Here is a 15,695-nt window from a genome sequence, read left to right as displayed (position 1 = left end):
GGCGCGGGACGAATCGGCCGGCCGCGGCCGCGCGATCACGGCTGCGCGACGAGCGCCTGGACGAGCGCCTGGACGAGCGCCGGCGCGATCGGCGAGCCGAGGCCCGTCACGTAGTGAAATGCACGATTCCGGCGCGAGACCATCCGGTGCGCGCCGGGGGCCGGCCGGCATTGCCGTCGCGGCACGATTCCGCATACAGTTCGGCGTAGGCCGCGCCCGCGATGCGGCTTCGTCAGCGAGGAGCTCCCTTGTTCTATTCGATCGTCGCGATCTTCGTCGGCGCCGGGCTCGGCGCATTGCTGCGCTGGTTCCTGAGCCTTGCGCTCAACGCGTTCTTTCCCGCCGTGCCGCTCGGTACGCTCGCCGCAAACCTGATCGGCGGCTACGTGATCGGCATCGCGGCCGTCGCGTTTACCACCCGCGTCGGGCTGCCGCCCGAGTGGCGGCTGTTCGTGATCACGGGCTTCCTCGGCGGCCTCACGACGTTCTCGACCTATTCGGTCGAAGTGATGACGCACGCGGTGCAGGGCGAATTGGGATGGGCGTTTGCGGTGGCTGCCCTACACTTGACTGGATCGTTCACGCTGACGGCGCTCGGCATGTGGACCGCGCGCGCGTGGTTCGCGGCAGCCTGAGCGCGCCGGCATCGGGAGGACGCGATGGACAGGGTTTTCTTGCGCTTCTACGTGCACGAGCAGCACCGGCTGCACTGGAAGCCGCTGTGGGAGTGGTTGCTGGAGGAAGGAAACCGGATGGGCGTCGCGGGCGGTTCCGCGTTTCGGGCGATGGCCGGCTTCGGCCGGCATCGGGTGCTGCACGAGGACCGCTTTTTCGAGCTGCAGGGCTCGCTCGCGATCGAGGTCGAGTTCATCGTCACCGAGGACGAGGCGCAGCAACTGCTCGAGCGGCTCGCGCACGAGAAGGTGCGCGTGTGCTACGCGATGATTCCCGCGCGCTTCGGGGTGATCGACACGCTCGAGGTGCCGCCGGCGCAGGGGCCGGCAGCATAGCGCAACGCGTCAGATGCCGAACATCGTCAGCGACACGGCGGCGCGCGTGACGATCATCAGCAGCACCTGCACGATCACGAACAGCAGGATCGGCGACAGGTCGATGCCGCCCAGGTTCGGGATCACGCGGCGCAGCGGGTTCAGGAACGGCGCGGTGAGCTGGTAGAGGATCGGCATCGCCGGCGAGCGCGGATTGAGCCACGACAGCAGCGCCATCAGGATCGTCATCCAGATCACGAGATTGAGCGCCCACTTCACGACGGTGAGCAGCGCGACCACGACGAGCGTCGCGATCACCGAGGCCGGATCCAGGCCGGCCATCACGACCATCAGCACCACATAGACGAGCGCGGTGAGGAGGGCGGCGACGACGCTTGCCCAGTCGATGCCGCGCACGCCCGCGATCACGCGGCGCAACGGCAGCACGAGCCAGTTGGTCGCCTGCAGCACGGCCTGCGTGACGGGGTTGTACGGCGGCACGCGGACGGCCTGCATCCAGACGCGCAGAATCAGCGCCGCGCCGAACAGTGTGAAGACGGTATTGAGCAGAAAACGGGCGATCTCGCCGAACATCGTTGGCATCCTTTTTATACAGTCGAGTAGCGTGCGGCCGCCAACGCCGGATGGCGGCGCATCGGCCGACACCTTATCACGCCTCGTCTCGCGGCGGGGAGGGGTGCCCGGTCGTGCGCTCGAGCGACGTTTCGACGGCCTGCGCAAGCGCCGGCAGCGCGGCCGGCGGCGCCGCGCGCTTCGCCGCGAGCGCGACCGCGCGGCGGGTCATCAGCGCATACAGGGTCGCGTGGTCGCCGCCGTGCGCTTCGAGCAGCGCGAGCTGACGCTCGACGATGCCGGTGTCGCCGCGCGACACCGGGCCTGCCAGTGCGTTCGCGAGGCCTTTGTCGCGCGCGGTGGCGATCGTGCCGGCGAGCATCGGCAGCAGCGCGCGCAACGCCGCTTCCTCGTCGAAGCCGAGGCCGCGCCACAGCTCGACCGCTTCCGACAGCCCGCACAGCGCGAAGCTCGCCGCGTAATGCGCGGCCGCGTGATACAGCATTCGGCCGCCGGCCGGAATCGACAGCGGATGGCAACCGAGTGCGGCAGCAAGTCGCAGCAGCGTCGCGTGCAGCGCGCCGTCGGCTTCGAGCGTGACCGAGCAGCCGTCGATGCGGGAGAGATCGGCGTCCGTGCCGCCGAACAGGTAGAGCGGGTGGAAGCCGCCCGTGGCGGCACCTTGGCGCTTTGCCGGATCGAGCAACTCGACCGCCGACGCGCCGCTGCAGTGGACGAGCGCCTGGCCTGCCGCGCGCGCCGCGTCGAACCGCAGCGCGGCGGCGGTCGATGCGAGATGGTCGTCGGGCACGGTCAGGAAGATCAGGTCGGCGGCGTCGACAACCTGCTGCGGCGTGTCGACCGCCCGGCAGCCGTCGATGCGCGCGGCAAGTGCCGCGGCCGATTCCGTCGTGCGACTCGCGATCGCGATGACCGGAAAGCCGGCCGCCGCGAAGCGCAGGGCAAGGCAGCGCGCCAGGCGGCCGGCGCCGATGAAGCCGAGGCGGGGGAGAGCGGGGAGGGGCATGGCGGGTCACGCAGCGAAAACGGAGCAGACGTCAGTATCGCAGGAATGACGGGGCGGTCGCGGATCGGCGGCGATGCCGAACGGGGACGGCCTGGACGGCAGCGTTCGGTGCGGACAAGGTAAATTCGCGCCGCGGTTTCGCCTCCGTCGAAGATGGCCTAATCCGGCCCCAAATCGCGCGTGAGCTGTGTCCCCGCCTGGATTGTCGGCGTCCTGTTTCAAATTTGTAATCGTTCATTACGGAAGCGTGCCGGCCGCGCTTACCGGATCCGGTAAGACTGACCGGCTGGCGCGTCGCGGTTTCGCTGCTCGGACGGAATCGCGGGACTCGCGAGGGGGATTGCCGGGCCTCGGCGCCCTGCTGCACGGTCGCCGCCGCAGCGTGGAATTGCAATTTGCAACAAATGCGCCATACGCGAGCGGTGGGTTTTCGCTACATTGCATCCATGCGACGTGCATGCCCGCCGTTGCCGACAGGAGCGTACAAATTACCGCTCCAGCAGGAGAATCGAAGTGAAAAAGCTCATTCCGTTCATCGCCGCCGCCGCGCTGGCCCTGGGGGCCGCAAGCGCCGCTCAGGCTCACGTGTCGATCGGGGTCGGCATCGGGGTCCCGATCGCACCTGCGTATCCCGTGTATGCACCGCCTCCGCCCGTTTATTACGCACCGCCCCCGCCGGTGTATTACGCGCCGGCGCCGGCCTACTATGCACCGCCCGCCGTGGTCGTCGGCGGCTACGGCGGGTACTACGGCCGTCCGTACTGGCGTCACGGCTACGGCGGCTGGCGTCACCACGGCTGGCGTCGTTGACGAATTCCGCGCGGCGGCCTGACCGCGCGCGGCAAAACGGCGCAACGTCCCTCGTGGGGCGTTGCGCCGTTTTTCATTTGGGGCGCGGCTGTGCGTGCGGCGGTCACGCCGCGTGGGCAATCAGGTCGCGGTAGCCGCCGACGATCACGCTGTACGAGAAATACGCGAACAGCAGCGCCGACGCGACGTGGCACGCGCGCATCATCCCGGCGCCCGCGCGCTTGCGGCCCTGGCTCGCGAGCGTGCACATGAAGAGCGTCCACGCGAGGCCGCCGAGGAAGAAGCCGGACAGGAACACCGACGCCGTCGCTGGCGTGGTCGCGCCGGCTTTCGCGATCAGCGCGCCGCCGACCGCCGCGAACCACAGAATCGCACTCGGCGACGACATCGCCAGCAGCATTCCGCGCACGAAGCTGCGCCGCGCGCTGGCACGCGGCTGCGGCGTGTCGTCCGCCGTGCCGTCGTGGCCGCTGCCGGCCGGCGCGAGCGCTTCACGCGCCATCTTCCACGTGAGGAACAGCAGCACCGCACCGCCGCCGATCCAGACGATCCAGCGCACGGCCTCGAACTGCAGCAGCACGGCCATGCCCGCGAGCGCGAGCGCCGCGTAGACGAGATCGCCGACGCACGAGCCGACGCCGAGCCAGAAGCCCGGCCGGAAGCCGTGCGACAGCGTCAGCGACAGCATCGCGACGTTGACGAGGCCGATGTCGAGACACAGCGACAGCGACAGGAAGAACCCGTCGGACAGCATCGAGGTGGGGGGAAAGCTCATCGTCGTTCTTGTCGGGTGCGTTCAAGGCGCGGACTTACAGTCCGATTTCCTGCCAGAGACGGTCGACACGCGCCTTCACGGCCGCATCCATCTCGATCGGGCGACCCCATTCGCGGTTCGTCTCGCCCGGCCACTTGTTGGTCGCGTCGAGCCCCATCTTCGAGCCGAGGCCCGCGACGGGCGACGCGAAATCGAGATAGTCGATCGGCGTCCTGTCGACCATCACGGTGTCGCGCACGGGGTCGACGCGCGTCGTGATCGCCCAGATCACCTCGTTCCAGTCGCGGATGTTGACGTCCTCGTCGACGACCACGATGAACTTCGTATACATGAACTGCCGCAGGAAACTCCACACGCCGAACATCACGCGCTTCGCATGGCCGGCGTAGCTCTTCTTCATCTGGACGATGGCCATCCGGTAGCTGCAGCCTTCCGGCGGCAGGTAGAAGTCGGTGATCTCGGCGAACTGCTTCTGCAGCAGCGGCACGAACACCTCGTTGAGCGCGACGCCGAGCACGGCCGGCTCGTCGGGCGGCTTGCCCGTATAGGTCGAGTGGTAGATCGCGTCGCGGCGCATCGTGATCCGCTCGACGGTGAACACCGGGAACCACTCCTGCTCGTTGTAGTAGCCGGTGTGGTCGCCGTACGGGCCTTCGAGCGCGTGTTCGTATGCGGCGGCCGCGTTGCCGGCCGGCCGCGGCGGTGCGCCGGCCGGGGCAGGGGCGGGTGCGCCTTCCTGCGGATGGATGAAGCCTTCGAGCACGATCTCCGCGCGGGCGGGCACCTGCAGCGTATCGACGCCGGGCGTCAGGCACTTCGCGAGTTCGGTGCGGCTGCCGCGCAGCAGGCCGGCGAACTGATACTCGGACAGTGAATCGGGCACGGGCGTCACCGCGCCGAGCGTCGTGGCCGGATCGGCGCCGAGCACGACCGCGACCGGATACGGCTTGCCGGGGTTCTTCAGCGCGAATTCGCGGAAGTCCAGCGCACCGCCGCGATGCGCGAGCCAGCGCATGATCAGCTTGTTGCGGCCGATCAGTTGCTGGCGGTAGATGCCGAGGTTCTGGCGTGGCTTGTTCGGCCCGCGCGTGACCGTGAGGCCCCACGTGACGAGCGGCCCTGCGTCGCCGGGCCAGCAGGTCTGGATCGGCAGCTTGTTCAGGTCGACGTCGGCACCTTCCCAGACGATCTCCTGGCACGGCGGCGACGACACCGATTTCGGCGCCATGTCCCATACGGCCTTCGCGAGCGACAGCAGCTTGCCGGCGTCCTTCAGGCTCTTCGGCGGATCCGGCTCCTTCAGCGCGGACAGCAGCCGCCCGAGGTCGCGCAGCGAGCCGAGCGCAGCGTCGTCGCCCGCATCGACACCCATCCCGAGCGCCACGCGGCGCGGCGTGCCGAACAGGTTGCCGAGCACCGGGAACGCATTGCCGGGCGGCGCTGCGAACAGCAGCGCCGGGCCGCCGGCGCGCAGGACGCGGTCGCACAGTTCGGTCATTTCGAGCACGGGCGACACGGGCTGCGTGACGCGCCGCAGCTCGCCGAGCGCCTCGAGGCGCTGGATGAAATCGCGTAAGTCTTTGTATTTCATGAAGAAGGTCCGAGCCACCCGCAAGGCGGGCGGCGATGGGCGGGCGCAGCGGCCGGCTGCGGCCCCGAATCGACCGATGATTTTACCCGGGCGGCCGCTCGCACGCCCGGCGGAGAAAAAAGTCGACGGCGCGCAGAGCCCCTACGGCAGCGGACTTGCGATCTGAAGGACGATTCAAAATTACTTTTTGTTATGATTTTGCGGTTTTATAGTGTTGACGATCTATAAAACCCTGCTAGAATCCGCTCACATTGGTTGCAGGGTAAAAGGCTTCGAGCCGCCAATCACCGATCTTTGACGCAGCGCGTCACCGTCCGCCGAAACCTGCACGGCGTATTCGACGGCCTTTGTCGTAGTCCCAGCCAGCGCCACGAGACGCTGGTTTTTTTGCGTGGGTGCCACCGCGTATGCCCGCCTCGCCCAATGTGCGAAGGTGCCGGCCCTCTTACACCGTGGCCTCGAACGGTACTTATACCGTTTCCCCGATGCTTGCGCGTCCCAACCAAGGCGTGCGGCGTCGTGATTCCGCGGCGCGTTTTCCGTCTCGCCATCGAGCTGAGCGAGCCGCACGAGTCATGTTCATGGGAGATGATCTGAATGAACGCTTGGTTATCGTGGCGTCCTAGTGAGCAGCATGCACAAATCGTGCGCAACATGCTGCGTCGCGGGACGCGTGTCAGTCACCATCTATTCAGCGTTGTCGGCTGTCTCGCTGTCGCGGTCGCACTTGCCCTGTGGTTGCTGCCGACCGTGCGCGGGAATCTCGCCGCGAAGCTGATGCCGGTCGTATCCGCGGCCGTGCAGGCCGGTCCGGCCCGTCTGCTGACCGGCCATCCGCTGCCGAACTTCGCGCCTGCTGGCGCGCAGCCGCAGCAGGAAGACGCTCCGGAAACGGATGCGCTCGCCGTCGGTCTCGACGTCACGCCGGAAACCGCCGCGCAGAACGATGCGTCCGATCCGGCCCGTAGCGGCCCGTCGCCCGTCGCGCTGGCGAAACTGATCCCGACCCAGCGGGTCCCGGCCGATGCGCGCGACGATCGTGCGCTCGCGTCGAACCGCGAACAGGCGCTCGTCGCCACCTACCTGTCGCGCCGTTACCGGGTCGCGCAGGAGCCGCTCGGCCAGCTCGTCAAGGCTGCGTTCCAGACCGGCCGCGACGTCGGCCTCGATCCGCTGCTGCTGCTGTCCGTGATGGCGATCGAATCGGGCTTCAACCCGTACGCGGAAAGCGGTGTCGGCGCGCAAGGCCTGATGCAGGTCATGTCGAAGGTTCATTCCGACAAGTTCGAGTATTTCGGCGGCACGGACACCGCGCTGCAACCGCTCGCGAACCTGCAGGTCGGCGCGCTCGTGCTGAAAGACTGCATCGCCCGCGGCGGCTCGCTCGCGAACGGGCTGCGTCTGTACAACGGCTCGACCAACCCGGACGACACCGCCTACGGCTCGAAGGTCATGGCCGAGCGCGGCCGCCTGCGCGATGTCGCGCATGGCCGCAGCGTGCCGGTCAATGCGCCGCAGGCGCCGGCCCAGCCGTCGAAGCCGATCGTGACCGCGGCCGTGACGGCAGCAGCCGGCGGCGCCAAGCGCGTGCATGCGACGCTCGACGGCGCGCAGCCGATCACCACGAAAGCGGCTGCCGCGCCGAAGGGCGCACCGCAGCAGGACGACGCAAGCGTCGACACCGCGAAGCAGTCGCACGGCGACCACTCGGAACTCGGCGCGTAACGTCCCGCGGTTCCGGCCAGACTCCAGCAAAAAGGCACCCGATTCGGGTGCCTTTTTCTTTTTTTGCGCGGGGCAACGGCCGGTGTGCCGGCCGGGAAAGCGGATCGGCGGTCAGTGCTGGCCGAACAGTGCCGCGAGCCGCTCGACGGCCTCTTCGAGGCGCGAGTAGGCGGTCGCATAGGACAGCCGGATATAGTCGCGCGGCGCATGCACGCCGAAATCCATGCCCGGCACCAGCACGACGCCGGCATCGTGCAGCATCGCGTGCGTGAGCGCCGCGCTGTCGCCGGCCGCGGGATGGGCGACGCCGCCGCAGTGCGCATATACGTAGAACGCGCCGTCCGGCATCACGGGCACCGTGAAGCCGAGCTTCTCGAGCGCTGGCGCGATGAAATCGCGGCGACGCTTGAATTCGAGGCGGCGCGCCTCGTAGATGTCGAGTGCTGCCGGTTCGAAGCATGCGAGCGCCGCGTGCTGCGCGAGCGCGGACGGACAGATGAACAGGTTCTGCGACAGCTTTTCGAAGGTGCCGACGAGCGCGGGCGGCACGACGAGCCAGCCGAGCCGCCAGCCGGTCATGCTGAAGTACTTCGAGAAGCTGTTCACAGTGACGACATCGTCGCCGAACGACAGCGCCGACACGGGCGCCGCGTCGTAGCTGAGCCCCTGGTAGATTTCGTCGACGATCGTGAAGCCGCCGCGTGCGCGCACGGCTTCGACGATCCGCTTCAGTTCGTCCGGCTCGAGCGACGTGCCGGTCGGGTTCGACGGCGACGCGAGCAGCACGCCGCGCGTGTGGCTGCCCCAGCGCGTGCGGACGTCGTCCGCGGTGAGCTGGAAGCGCGCTTCCGGGCCGCTCGGCACGAGCACCGGCCGACCTTCGGCCGCCGCGACGAAGTGTCGGTTGCACGGATACGACGGGTCGGGCATCAGCACCTCGTCGTCACGGCCGACGAGCGCGAGGCACGCGAGCAGCAGGGCGGCGGAGGCGCCGGCCGTCACGACGATCCGCTCGGGGCTGATCGTGAGGCCGTAGGCGCGCGCATAGTGCGCGGCGATCGCTTCACGCAACGGCGCGATGCCGAGCGCGCTCGTGTACTGCGTGACGCCGCGGCGCAACGCGGCCGCGGCCGCCTCGACGACGGGCTCCGGCGCGGTGAAATCCGGTTCGCCGATGCCCATGTGGATAACATCGCGCCCGGAGGACTCGAGCCGCTGTGCCTCCTTCATCAGTTCCATCACGTAGAAGGGCTGGATCGCGTCGACGCGTGCGGCGAGCGTGACGAGCGAATCGGCGGTGGTATTCATCGGTCGGGCGGGGCGGGGGAGAGAATGAAAAACGGGCGCTTGCGCGCCCGTGGACAAACAAACGGTATCAGCCGTTGCGGCGCGCCTGCGTTTCGGCGGGGCGCAGCTTCGCGGCGAGCTTGTCGAGCACGCCGTTGACGTACTTGTAGCCGTCGGAGCCGCCGAACGTCTTCGCGAGTTCGACCGCTTCGTTGATGATCACGCGGTACGGCGTTTCGACATGGTGCGTGAGCTCGAACGTCGCGATCAGCAGCACCGCACGTTCGACCGGAGACAACTGGTCGATCGGGCGGTCGAGCGACGGCGTCAGCGCTTCGACTAGCGTCGCGTGCTCGCGGATCACGCCGTGCAGGATGGCTTCGAGCAGTTCCTTGTCAGCCTTGTCGTAACCGAGCGCGCCGCGCAGCTGCGCGTCGATCTCGCCGGAGGCCGCGTTCGACAGCAGCCACTGATACAGGCCCTGCGTCGCCAGCTCGCGCGATTGTCGGCGGGCGCTCTTCTTCATGCGCGCTCCTCTTCGTCTTCTTCCTCTTCGTCGTCCTCGTCGTCGCCGAGCTGGTCGAGTGCCATCGTCAGGTTGGCCATCTCGACCGCGACGCGAGCAGCGTCACGACCCTTTTCGGTCATGCGCGCGACGGCCTGCTCGTCGTTTTCGGTCGTCAGGACCGCGTTGGCGATCGGCAGGTTGAAGTCGAGGCCGATGCGGGTGATGCCCGCGCCGCTTTCGTTCGACACGAGTTCGAAGTGGTACGTCTCGCCACGGATCACCGCGCCGAGCGCGATCAGCGCGTCGAACTGGCCGCTTTCCGCGAGTTTCTGCAGCGCGAGCGGGATTTCCAGCGCGCCGGGCACCGATACGAGCAGCACATCTTCACCGGAGACGCCGAGGCGCTCGAGTTCCTCGACGCACGCATCGGCGAGGCCGTTGCAGACGGGTTCGTTGAAGCGGGATTGCACGATGCCGATACGCAGGCCGTCGCCTTCGAGATTCGGTTGGTATTGTCCGATTTCCATGATCTGGTCCGTGGTGTGGATGAACGGTTATAGGGCGAAAGCGTCGTGGCGGGTTACGCGTGGGACGCCGGGCAGGACTTGGCTTCGCCGCCGGGCATCGGAATGAAGCCCGTGACTTCGAGGCCGTAGCCGGACATGCTGCCCAGCTTGCGCGGATTCGACAGCACCTGCATCTTGCTGACGCCGACATCGCGCAGGATCTGCGCGCCGATGCCGAACGTCTTGAAATCGACCGGCCGGCGTTTCAGCGCAGCGGCCTTTTCTTCTTCGTCGAACGCCTTGAAGACGTCGATCAGATGTTCCTTCGTGTCGCCGCAGTTGAGCAGCACGATCACGCCGAGGTCGCGTTCCGCGATCTCGCGCATCGCCGCGTCGAGCGTCCACGAGTGCGTCGAGATGCTCGTCTCGAGCAGATCGAGGACCGACAGCGGCTCGTGCACGCGCACGGGCGTATCGACGTCGGGCGACGGCGTGCCGCGCACCAGCGCGATGTGCGGCGAGCCGCTCGGCTGGTCGCGGTACAGCACCGCGCGGAACGTGCCGTGCGCGGTCTGCATCGTGCGCTCGGCGATCCGCTCGATGATCGATTCGGTGCGGCTGCGATAGTGGATCAGGTCGGCGATCGTGCCGATCTTCAGACCGTGTTCCTTCGCGAATTCGATCAGGTCGGGCAGGCGCGCCATCGTGCCGTCGTCCTTGATGATCTCGCAGATCACCGCGGCCGGCGTGAGGCCCGCGAGCGCGGTGAAGTCGCAGCCGGCCTCGGTGTGGCCGGCGCGCACGAGCACGCCGCCCGGCTGCGCCATGATCGGGAATACGTGCCCCGGCTGCACGATGTGCTCGGGGCGGACGTCGTGCGCGACCGCCGTGGCGATCGTGTGCGCGCGGTCGGCGGCCGAGATGCCGGTCGTCACGCCTTCGGCCGCTTCGATGCTGACCGTGAACGCGGTGCCGTACTGCGTGCCGTTGCGGTAGGTCATCAGCGGCAGGTGCAGCTGCTTGCAGCGTTCCTGCGTCAACGTCAGACAAACCAGGCCGCGGCCGTACTTGGCCATGAAGTTGATCGCTTCCGGCGTGACGAATTCGGCGGCGATCACGAGGTCGCCTTCGTTTTCGCGGTCTTCTTCGTCGACCAGGATCACCATCCGGCCGGCTTTCAACTCCGCGATGATGTCGAGCGTGGAGGCGAGCGTCATAAGGGGGCGAGAAAGAGGAAAGTGCGTATTTTACGCCAGCCGGGCGACGTTTCGGCTGGCACCGGCTGCGCGCGGCCGGCGAGCGCGCCGGAAAGCGGTGCGACCGGCCGTCGGGCCGGGCCTGCCCGGGCCGTCGCGGCCCGCCCGAAGACGGGCCACCGCAGGCCGGCCGAGCCCCGGCCGTGCGTCACGCTTGTTCGTTACGGCCGCCGAGGTAATCGAGCTTGCCAAGTTCGACACCGCTGTGGCGCAGGATGTCGTATGCCGTCGTCACGTGGAAGAAGAAGTTGGGCAGCACGAAGTTCAGCAGATACGACTGGCCGGTGAATTCGATCGGGCCGACGCGCATCTTGAGCACGACCTGGCGCGCTTCGCTGCCATCGATCTGCGCGGCGTCGAAGCCTTTCAGATAGTCGATCGTCTTCTGGATGCGCGCGTGCAGTTCGTCGAACGTCTGCTCGACGTCGGGATAGCTCGGGATGTCGACGCCGGCGAGCCGCGCGGCGCAGCCCTTGGCCGTGTCGGTCGCGATATACACCTGGCGGACGAGCGGCAGCATGTCCGGATAGAGGCGTGCGCCGATGAACACCGACGGGTCGATCTGCTTCTCGGCCGCATGCGCCTGCGCCTTGCCGAGGATGTGCTGCAGGTTGGTGAGGCCGCGGATCAGGACGGGCAGCGAAGCCTGGTACATCGAGATGGACATGGGACGACTCCTGGAGGAAAAGGGGGCAGCCGGTACGCGGCGCACCGAGCGTCGCGGCGCCGAAACCGCTGCCGTTGCATCTTAGCGCGACGGGATGACCCGTGCGCGTCGTTGGCCATCAGGTCAGGTGCCGGACCGCACCGCCGGCTGCCATTTACCATCCAGGGGGCGGAACAGTCTGGTCAGTCCTGATGCACGCCCTGCGATGCCGACATCATCCGCTCCACATACCGCGCGATCATGTCGATTTCGAGATTGACCTTGTCGCCGGCCTTCACGTGACGCAGTGTCGTGACCTCGACCGTATGCGGGATCAGGTTGATCGAGAACTCGCAGCCGTCGGTGCGATCGTCGACCGTGTTGACGGTCAGGCTCACGCCGTTGACCGTGATCGAGCCCTTGTACGCGAGATAGCGGCCGAGCTCGCGCGGCGCGACGATCCGCAACTCGTGCGATTCGCCGACCGGCGCGAAGCGCGTCACGGTGCCGAGGCCGTCGACGTGGCCCGACACGATGTGCCCGCCGAGGCGGTCGTGCGCGCGCAGCGCCTTCTCGAGGTTCACTTCGCCCGGCTGCGCGAGACCGACCGTGCGGTTCAGGCTTTCGCGCGACACGTCGACGTCGAAACCGGTGTCGGTCTTTTCGATCACCGTCATGCACGCGCCCTGGATCGCGATGCTGTCGCCGAGCGCGACATCGGCCAGGTCGAGCCCGCCGGCCTGCACGGTCAGCCGCACGCCCGCCTCGGGCGACGCGCCGAGCGGGTTGATCGCCTCGATGCGGCCGACGGCCGCGACAATTCCGGTAAACATCCTGACGGCTCCGTTCAAAGAGTGGCGGGGGGCGGCGCGACACGCGCCAGGATTCGCAGATCGTCGCCGATCCGCTCGACGCTGTGGAACGCGAGCCGCACGCGGGCGTCGAGGCTCGCCGGCGCGGCGAGGTCGAACATGCCGGCCGCGTCGCTGCCGAGCAGGCTCGGCGCGAGATAGACCAGCAGCTCGTCGACGCACTGCTCGCGCAGCAGCGAGCCGTTCAGCTTGTGGCCGGCCTCGACGTGCAACTCGTTGACGCCGCGCGCGCCGAGCGCCGCCAGCATCGCGGGCAGGTCGACCTTGCCGTACGCATTCGCGAGCGGCACGATTTCCGCGCCGCGCGACTTCAGCACGTTCGCGCGCACTTCGCCGGCGGCATCGAGCCGGCCGCAGAAGATCAGCAGCGGCGCGCCTTCGAGCAGGCGCGCATCGAGCGGCAGGTCGAGGCGGCTGTCGACCAGCACGCGCTGCGGCTGGCGCGGCGTGTCGATGCCGCGAACGGTCAGGAGCGGGTTGTCCTCGCGCACGGTGCCGATCCCGGTGAGGATCGCGCACGCGCGCGCGCGCCAGGCGTGGCCGTCGAGGCGCGCGGCCTCGCCGGTGATCCACTGGCTTTCGCCGGACGGCAGCGCGGTGCGCGCGTCGAGCGACGCGGCCGTCTTCATCCGCACCCATGGACGGCCGCGCGTCATCCGCGACACGAAGCCGATGTTCAGTTCACCCGCTTCGTTCGCGAGCAGCCCGCAGCGCACGTCGATGCCCGCGTCGCGCAGCATTCCGAGGCCGCGCCCCGACACTTGCGGATTCGGGTCTTCCATCGCCGCGACGACCTTCGCGACGCGCGCGTCGATCAGCGCGTTCGCGCACGGCGGCGTGCGGCCGAAGTGGCTGCACGGCTCGAGCGTCACGTACACGGTGGAGCCGGCGACGTCATGGCCGCGCGCACGCGCGTCCTTCAGCGCCTGCACTTCCGCGTGGTCCTGGCCGGCCGGCTGCGTGAAGCCTTCGCCGATCACGTCGCCGTCCTTGATGATCACGCAGCCGACGCGCGGGTTCGGCGCGGTCGTATACATGCCGCGCGCCGCGAGCGTCAGCGCGCGCTGCATGTGGGCGAAATCGGTATCCGAGAACATGCGTGCGGACCCGGGTCAGGCGGCGAGGGCTGCGAATGCGCGGCGTGCGGCCGCGAGCGTCGCGTCGATCACCGCGTCGTCGTGCGTGCTCGACACGAAGCCGGCCTCGTACGCGGACGGCGCGAAATACACGCCCTCGTCGAGCATCAGGTGGAAGAAGCGGTTGAAGCGCTCGGTATCGCTCTTCGTGACTTCCGCGAAGCTGGTCGGCACACGCTCCGCGAAGTAGAGGCCGAACATCGCGCCGATCGAGTCGGCCGCGAACGGCACGCCGGCCGCGCGCGCTTCGGCCGCGAGGCCGTCGGCGAGACGCTTCGTCTGCGCGGTGAGCGCGTCGTAGAAGCCGGGCGCCTGGATCAGTTGCAGCGTCTTCAGGCCCGCGGCGACCGCGATCGGGTTGCCCGACAGCGTGCCGGCCTGATAGACGCCGCCGAGCGGCGCGAGGTGGGCCATGATGTCGCGGCGGCCGCCGAACGCGGCGGCCGGCATCCCGCCGCCGATCACCTTGCCGAGGCAGGTGAGGTCGGCCGTGATCCCGTAGTACGCCTGCGCGCCGCCGAGCGCGACGCGGAAGCCGCACATCACTTCGTCGAAGATCAGCACGGCGCCGTGCTTCGTGCACAGCGCGCGCAGCGCGTTCAGGAATTCGGGCGTGCCGCGCACGAGGTTCATGTTGCCGGCGACGGGCTCGACGATCACCGCGGCGATCTCGTCGCCGAACGCGCCGAACGCTTCTTCGAGCGCGGCGACGTTGTTGTATTCCAGGACGGTCGTGTGTTTCGCGATGTCGGCGGGCACGCCGGCCGACGTCGGGTTGCCGAACGTCAGCAGGCCGGAGCCGGCCTTGACCAGCAGGCTGTCCGCGTGACCGTGATAACAGCCCTCGAACTTGACGATGCGGCTGCGGCCCGTGAAGCCGCGCGCGAGACGCAGCGCGCTCATCGTGGCCTCGGTGCCGCTCGATACCATCCGCACCTGCTCGATCGACGGGACGAGCTTGCAGATTTCCTCGGCGATTTCGATCTCGGCTTCGGTCGGCGCGCCGAACGAGAAGCCGTCGGCGAGCACGTTCTGCACGGCCGACAGCACTTCCGGATGGACGTGGCCGACGATCATCGGGCCCCATGAGCCGATGTAGTCGATGTACTGCTTGCCGTCGGCATCCCAGAAGTACGGGCCTTGCGCGCGCGAGACGAAACGCGGCGTGCCGCCGACCGAACGGAAGGCGCGCACCGGCGAGTTGACGCCGCCCGGAATGGTCTTCTGGGCGCGTTCGAAGAGGATCTGATTGTTGGACATGGACGAAACCTGCGAGAGAAGGGCGCGGGGGGCCTGTACACGGGCCGCGGCGCCTGGGCGGAACGATCGTCTGATTGTACCGGAGACGCGCGCGGCGGGCCCGCGGCGGGGTCTGCGGCCTTTCGGCGCGTGAGGGATGGCGCGGGCCGGGCGAGACGAGGGTGTGATTCGGCCCCGTTATCGATCCGGCAACGGTGGCGGCTTGCGCTTGCCGGTCAGCTCGGCCCAGCGCTTCTCGAGCGGGCCTTCGACCATCGGCTTGATCACCGTGCCGGAGCTCTGCGCGTCCCAGGTCTGCACCGAGTATGGATGGACGCGCAGCGCGTCGCGCGCGATCACGACGTCCTGGTGCGCGTCGACCAGCCAGTCGTAGACGAAATCGATGCACAGCCGGTAGCCGCGCTTCGTCGCCGGGTCGGGCACCTCGTAGGGCGCGCGCGTCACGTAGCCCGAGCCGAACACGCCCTTCGGCGCCTTCGCGACGCGGTGCAGGAACACACGATCGCCCGGCAGGATGCCGCGCGCGAAGCCGCAGCCCCACACGTCATGCACGGCCTCGCCGGCTTTCACGCGCGCGGCGACGTCGGGCAGTTCGGGCCACGGCCATTTCTTGGGGCTCCAGATCAACAGGAAGGCGGTCATCGGTTCGATCGTGTGTCGTATTGGTCAGACAAGAGGGGCGAGGAGTTGCAAGCTTAATCGAATCCCGGCGCTCGATCCCGCGCGGTGGGCGT

17 protein-coding genes are annotated in these 15,695 nt (G+C 68.3%); 4 read left to right on the top strand and 13 right to left on the bottom strand.

What is annotated here, in order from left to right; translation table 11 throughout:
• The first annotated feature begins 248 nt into the window (after window positions 1-248).
• Together crcB and WS66_RS25155 are read left to right on the top strand one after the other, a co-directional pair.
• Complete coding sequence (gene crcB, locus WS66_RS25160; protein WP_059530237.1) at window positions 249-635, top strand: fluoride efflux transporter CrcB; 387 nt, start codon at window positions 249-251, stop codon at window positions 633-635.
• 24 nt (window positions 636-659) lie between these two features.
• Window positions 660-1,010 carry a DUF190 domain-containing protein gene (locus WS66_RS25155; RefSeq protein WP_059605399.1) on the top strand — a complete coding sequence of 117 codons (351 nt, stop codon included), beginning with the start codon at window positions 660-662 and terminating at the stop codon, window positions 1,008-1,010.
• 9 nt (window positions 1,011-1,019) lie between these two features.
• Here the strand turns inward: WS66_RS25155 and WS66_RS25150 are convergent, their stop codons facing one another.
• Complete coding sequence (locus WS66_RS25150; protein WP_059530230.1) at window positions 1,020-1,583, bottom strand: YggT family protein; 564 nt, start codon at window positions 1,581-1,583, stop codon at window positions 1,020-1,022.
• 76 nt (window positions 1,584-1,659) lie between these two features.
• Window positions 1,660-2,589: a Rossmann-like and DUF2520 domain-containing protein gene (locus WS66_RS25145; protein ID WP_059605396.1), complete on the bottom strand. Its 930-nt coding sequence runs from the start codon at window positions 2,587-2,589 to the stop codon at window positions 1,660-1,662.
• A 513-nt stretch (window positions 2,590-3,102) separates the two neighbouring features.
• Between WS66_RS25145 and WS66_RS25135 the strand changes: the two genes are divergently transcribed.
• The gene (locus WS66_RS25135) at window positions 3,103-3,399 is read left to right on the top strand and encodes a hypothetical protein (RefSeq protein ID WP_059605393.1); all 297 of its coding nucleotides are present in this window, start codon (window positions 3,103-3,105) and stop codon (window positions 3,397-3,399) included.
• A 103-nt stretch (window positions 3,400-3,502) separates the two neighbouring features.
• Here WS66_RS25135 and WS66_RS25130 read toward each other — a convergent pair whose 3' ends face one another.
• Window positions 3,503-4,174 (bottom strand): LysE family translocator, encoded by a 672-nt coding sequence (locus WS66_RS25130; RefSeq protein WP_059605390.1) that lies wholly within the window; start codon window positions 4,172-4,174, stop codon window positions 3,503-3,505.
• A gap of 34 nt (window positions 4,175-4,208) precedes the next feature.
• Complete coding sequence (locus WS66_RS25125; protein ID WP_059605387.1) at window positions 4,209-5,765, bottom strand: UbiD family decarboxylase; 1,557 nt, start codon at window positions 5,763-5,765, stop codon at window positions 4,209-4,211.
• A gap of 597 nt (window positions 5,766-6,362) precedes the next feature.
• On the opposite strand from WS66_RS25125, the gene WS66_RS25120 reads away from it, so the two are divergent.
• Window positions 6,363-7,490, top strand: a complete 1,128-nt coding sequence (locus WS66_RS25120; RefSeq protein ID WP_059605384.1) for a lytic transglycosylase domain-containing protein — start codon at window positions 6,363-6,365, stop codon at window positions 7,488-7,490.
• A 111-nt stretch (window positions 7,491-7,601) separates the two neighbouring features.
• Here the strand turns inward: WS66_RS25120 and WS66_RS25115 are convergent, their stop codons facing one another.
• The 9 genes from WS66_RS25115 to WS66_RS25075 form a co-directional block, all read right to left on the bottom strand.
• Window positions 7,602-8,798: a pyridoxal phosphate-dependent aminotransferase gene (locus WS66_RS25115; RefSeq protein ID WP_059605381.1), complete on the bottom strand. Its 1,197-nt coding sequence runs from the start codon at window positions 8,796-8,798 to the stop codon at window positions 7,602-7,604.
• 67 nt (window positions 8,799-8,865) lie between these two features.
• Window positions 8,866-9,303 (bottom strand): transcription antitermination factor NusB, encoded by a 438-nt coding sequence (nusB, locus tag WS66_RS25110; protein ID WP_059605377.1) that lies wholly within the window; start codon window positions 9,301-9,303, stop codon window positions 8,866-8,868.
• Window positions 9,300-9,812 carry a 6,7-dimethyl-8-ribityllumazine synthase gene (ribH, locus tag WS66_RS25105; protein WP_059605374.1) on the bottom strand — a complete coding sequence of 171 codons (513 nt, stop codon included), beginning with the start codon at window positions 9,810-9,812 and terminating at the stop codon, window positions 9,300-9,302. The genes nusB and ribH overlap by 4 nt, the downstream gene beginning before the upstream one ends.
• Before the next feature lie 53 nt (window positions 9,813-9,865).
• Complete coding sequence (gene ribBA / locus WS66_RS25100; RefSeq protein ID WP_059605371.1) at window positions 9,866-11,008, bottom strand: bifunctional 3,4-dihydroxy-2-butanone-4-phosphate synthase/GTP cyclohydrolase II; 1,143 nt, start codon at window positions 11,006-11,008, stop codon at window positions 9,866-9,868.
• A 187-nt stretch (window positions 11,009-11,195) separates the two neighbouring features.
• Window positions 11,196-11,714, bottom strand: a complete 519-nt coding sequence (locus WS66_RS25095; protein ID WP_059605368.1) for a DUF1993 domain-containing protein — start codon at window positions 11,712-11,714, stop codon at window positions 11,196-11,198.
• Between the two features lie 182 nt (window positions 11,715-11,896).
• A complete protein-coding gene (locus tag WS66_RS25090) occupies window positions 11,897-12,526 on the bottom strand; it encodes a riboflavin synthase (RefSeq protein ID WP_059605366.1) in 630 nt (209 codons plus the stop codon).
• Between the two features lie 14 nt (window positions 12,527-12,540).
• Complete coding sequence (gene ribD / locus WS66_RS25085; protein ID WP_059605363.1) at window positions 12,541-13,662, bottom strand: bifunctional diaminohydroxyphosphoribosylaminopyrimidine deaminase/5-amino-6-(5-phosphoribosylamino)uracil reductase RibD; 1,122 nt, start codon at window positions 13,660-13,662, stop codon at window positions 12,541-12,543.
• A 15-nt stretch (window positions 13,663-13,677) separates the two neighbouring features.
• On the bottom strand, window positions 13,678-14,961 hold the full coding sequence (hemL, locus tag WS66_RS25080; protein WP_059605360.1) for a glutamate-1-semialdehyde 2,1-aminomutase: 1,284 nt from the start codon (window positions 14,959-14,961) through the stop codon (window positions 13,678-13,680).
• 177 nt (window positions 14,962-15,138) lie between these two features.
• Window positions 15,139-15,603 (bottom strand): hypothetical protein, encoded by a 465-nt coding sequence (locus tag WS66_RS25075; protein ID WP_059605357.1) that lies wholly within the window; start codon window positions 15,601-15,603, stop codon window positions 15,139-15,141.
• Window positions 15,604-15,695 lie beyond the last annotated feature (92 nt).

Origin of the sequence: Burkholderia sp. LA-2-3-30-S1-D2 (assembly GCF_001523915.2) — a bacterium.
Classification (GTDB): domain Bacteria; phylum Pseudomonadota; class Gammaproteobacteria; order Burkholderiales; family Burkholderiaceae; genus Burkholderia; species Burkholderia diffusa.
The sequence above is the reverse complement of the archived record's forward strand: the minus strand, read 5'-3'. Positions and strand labels throughout refer to the sequence as shown.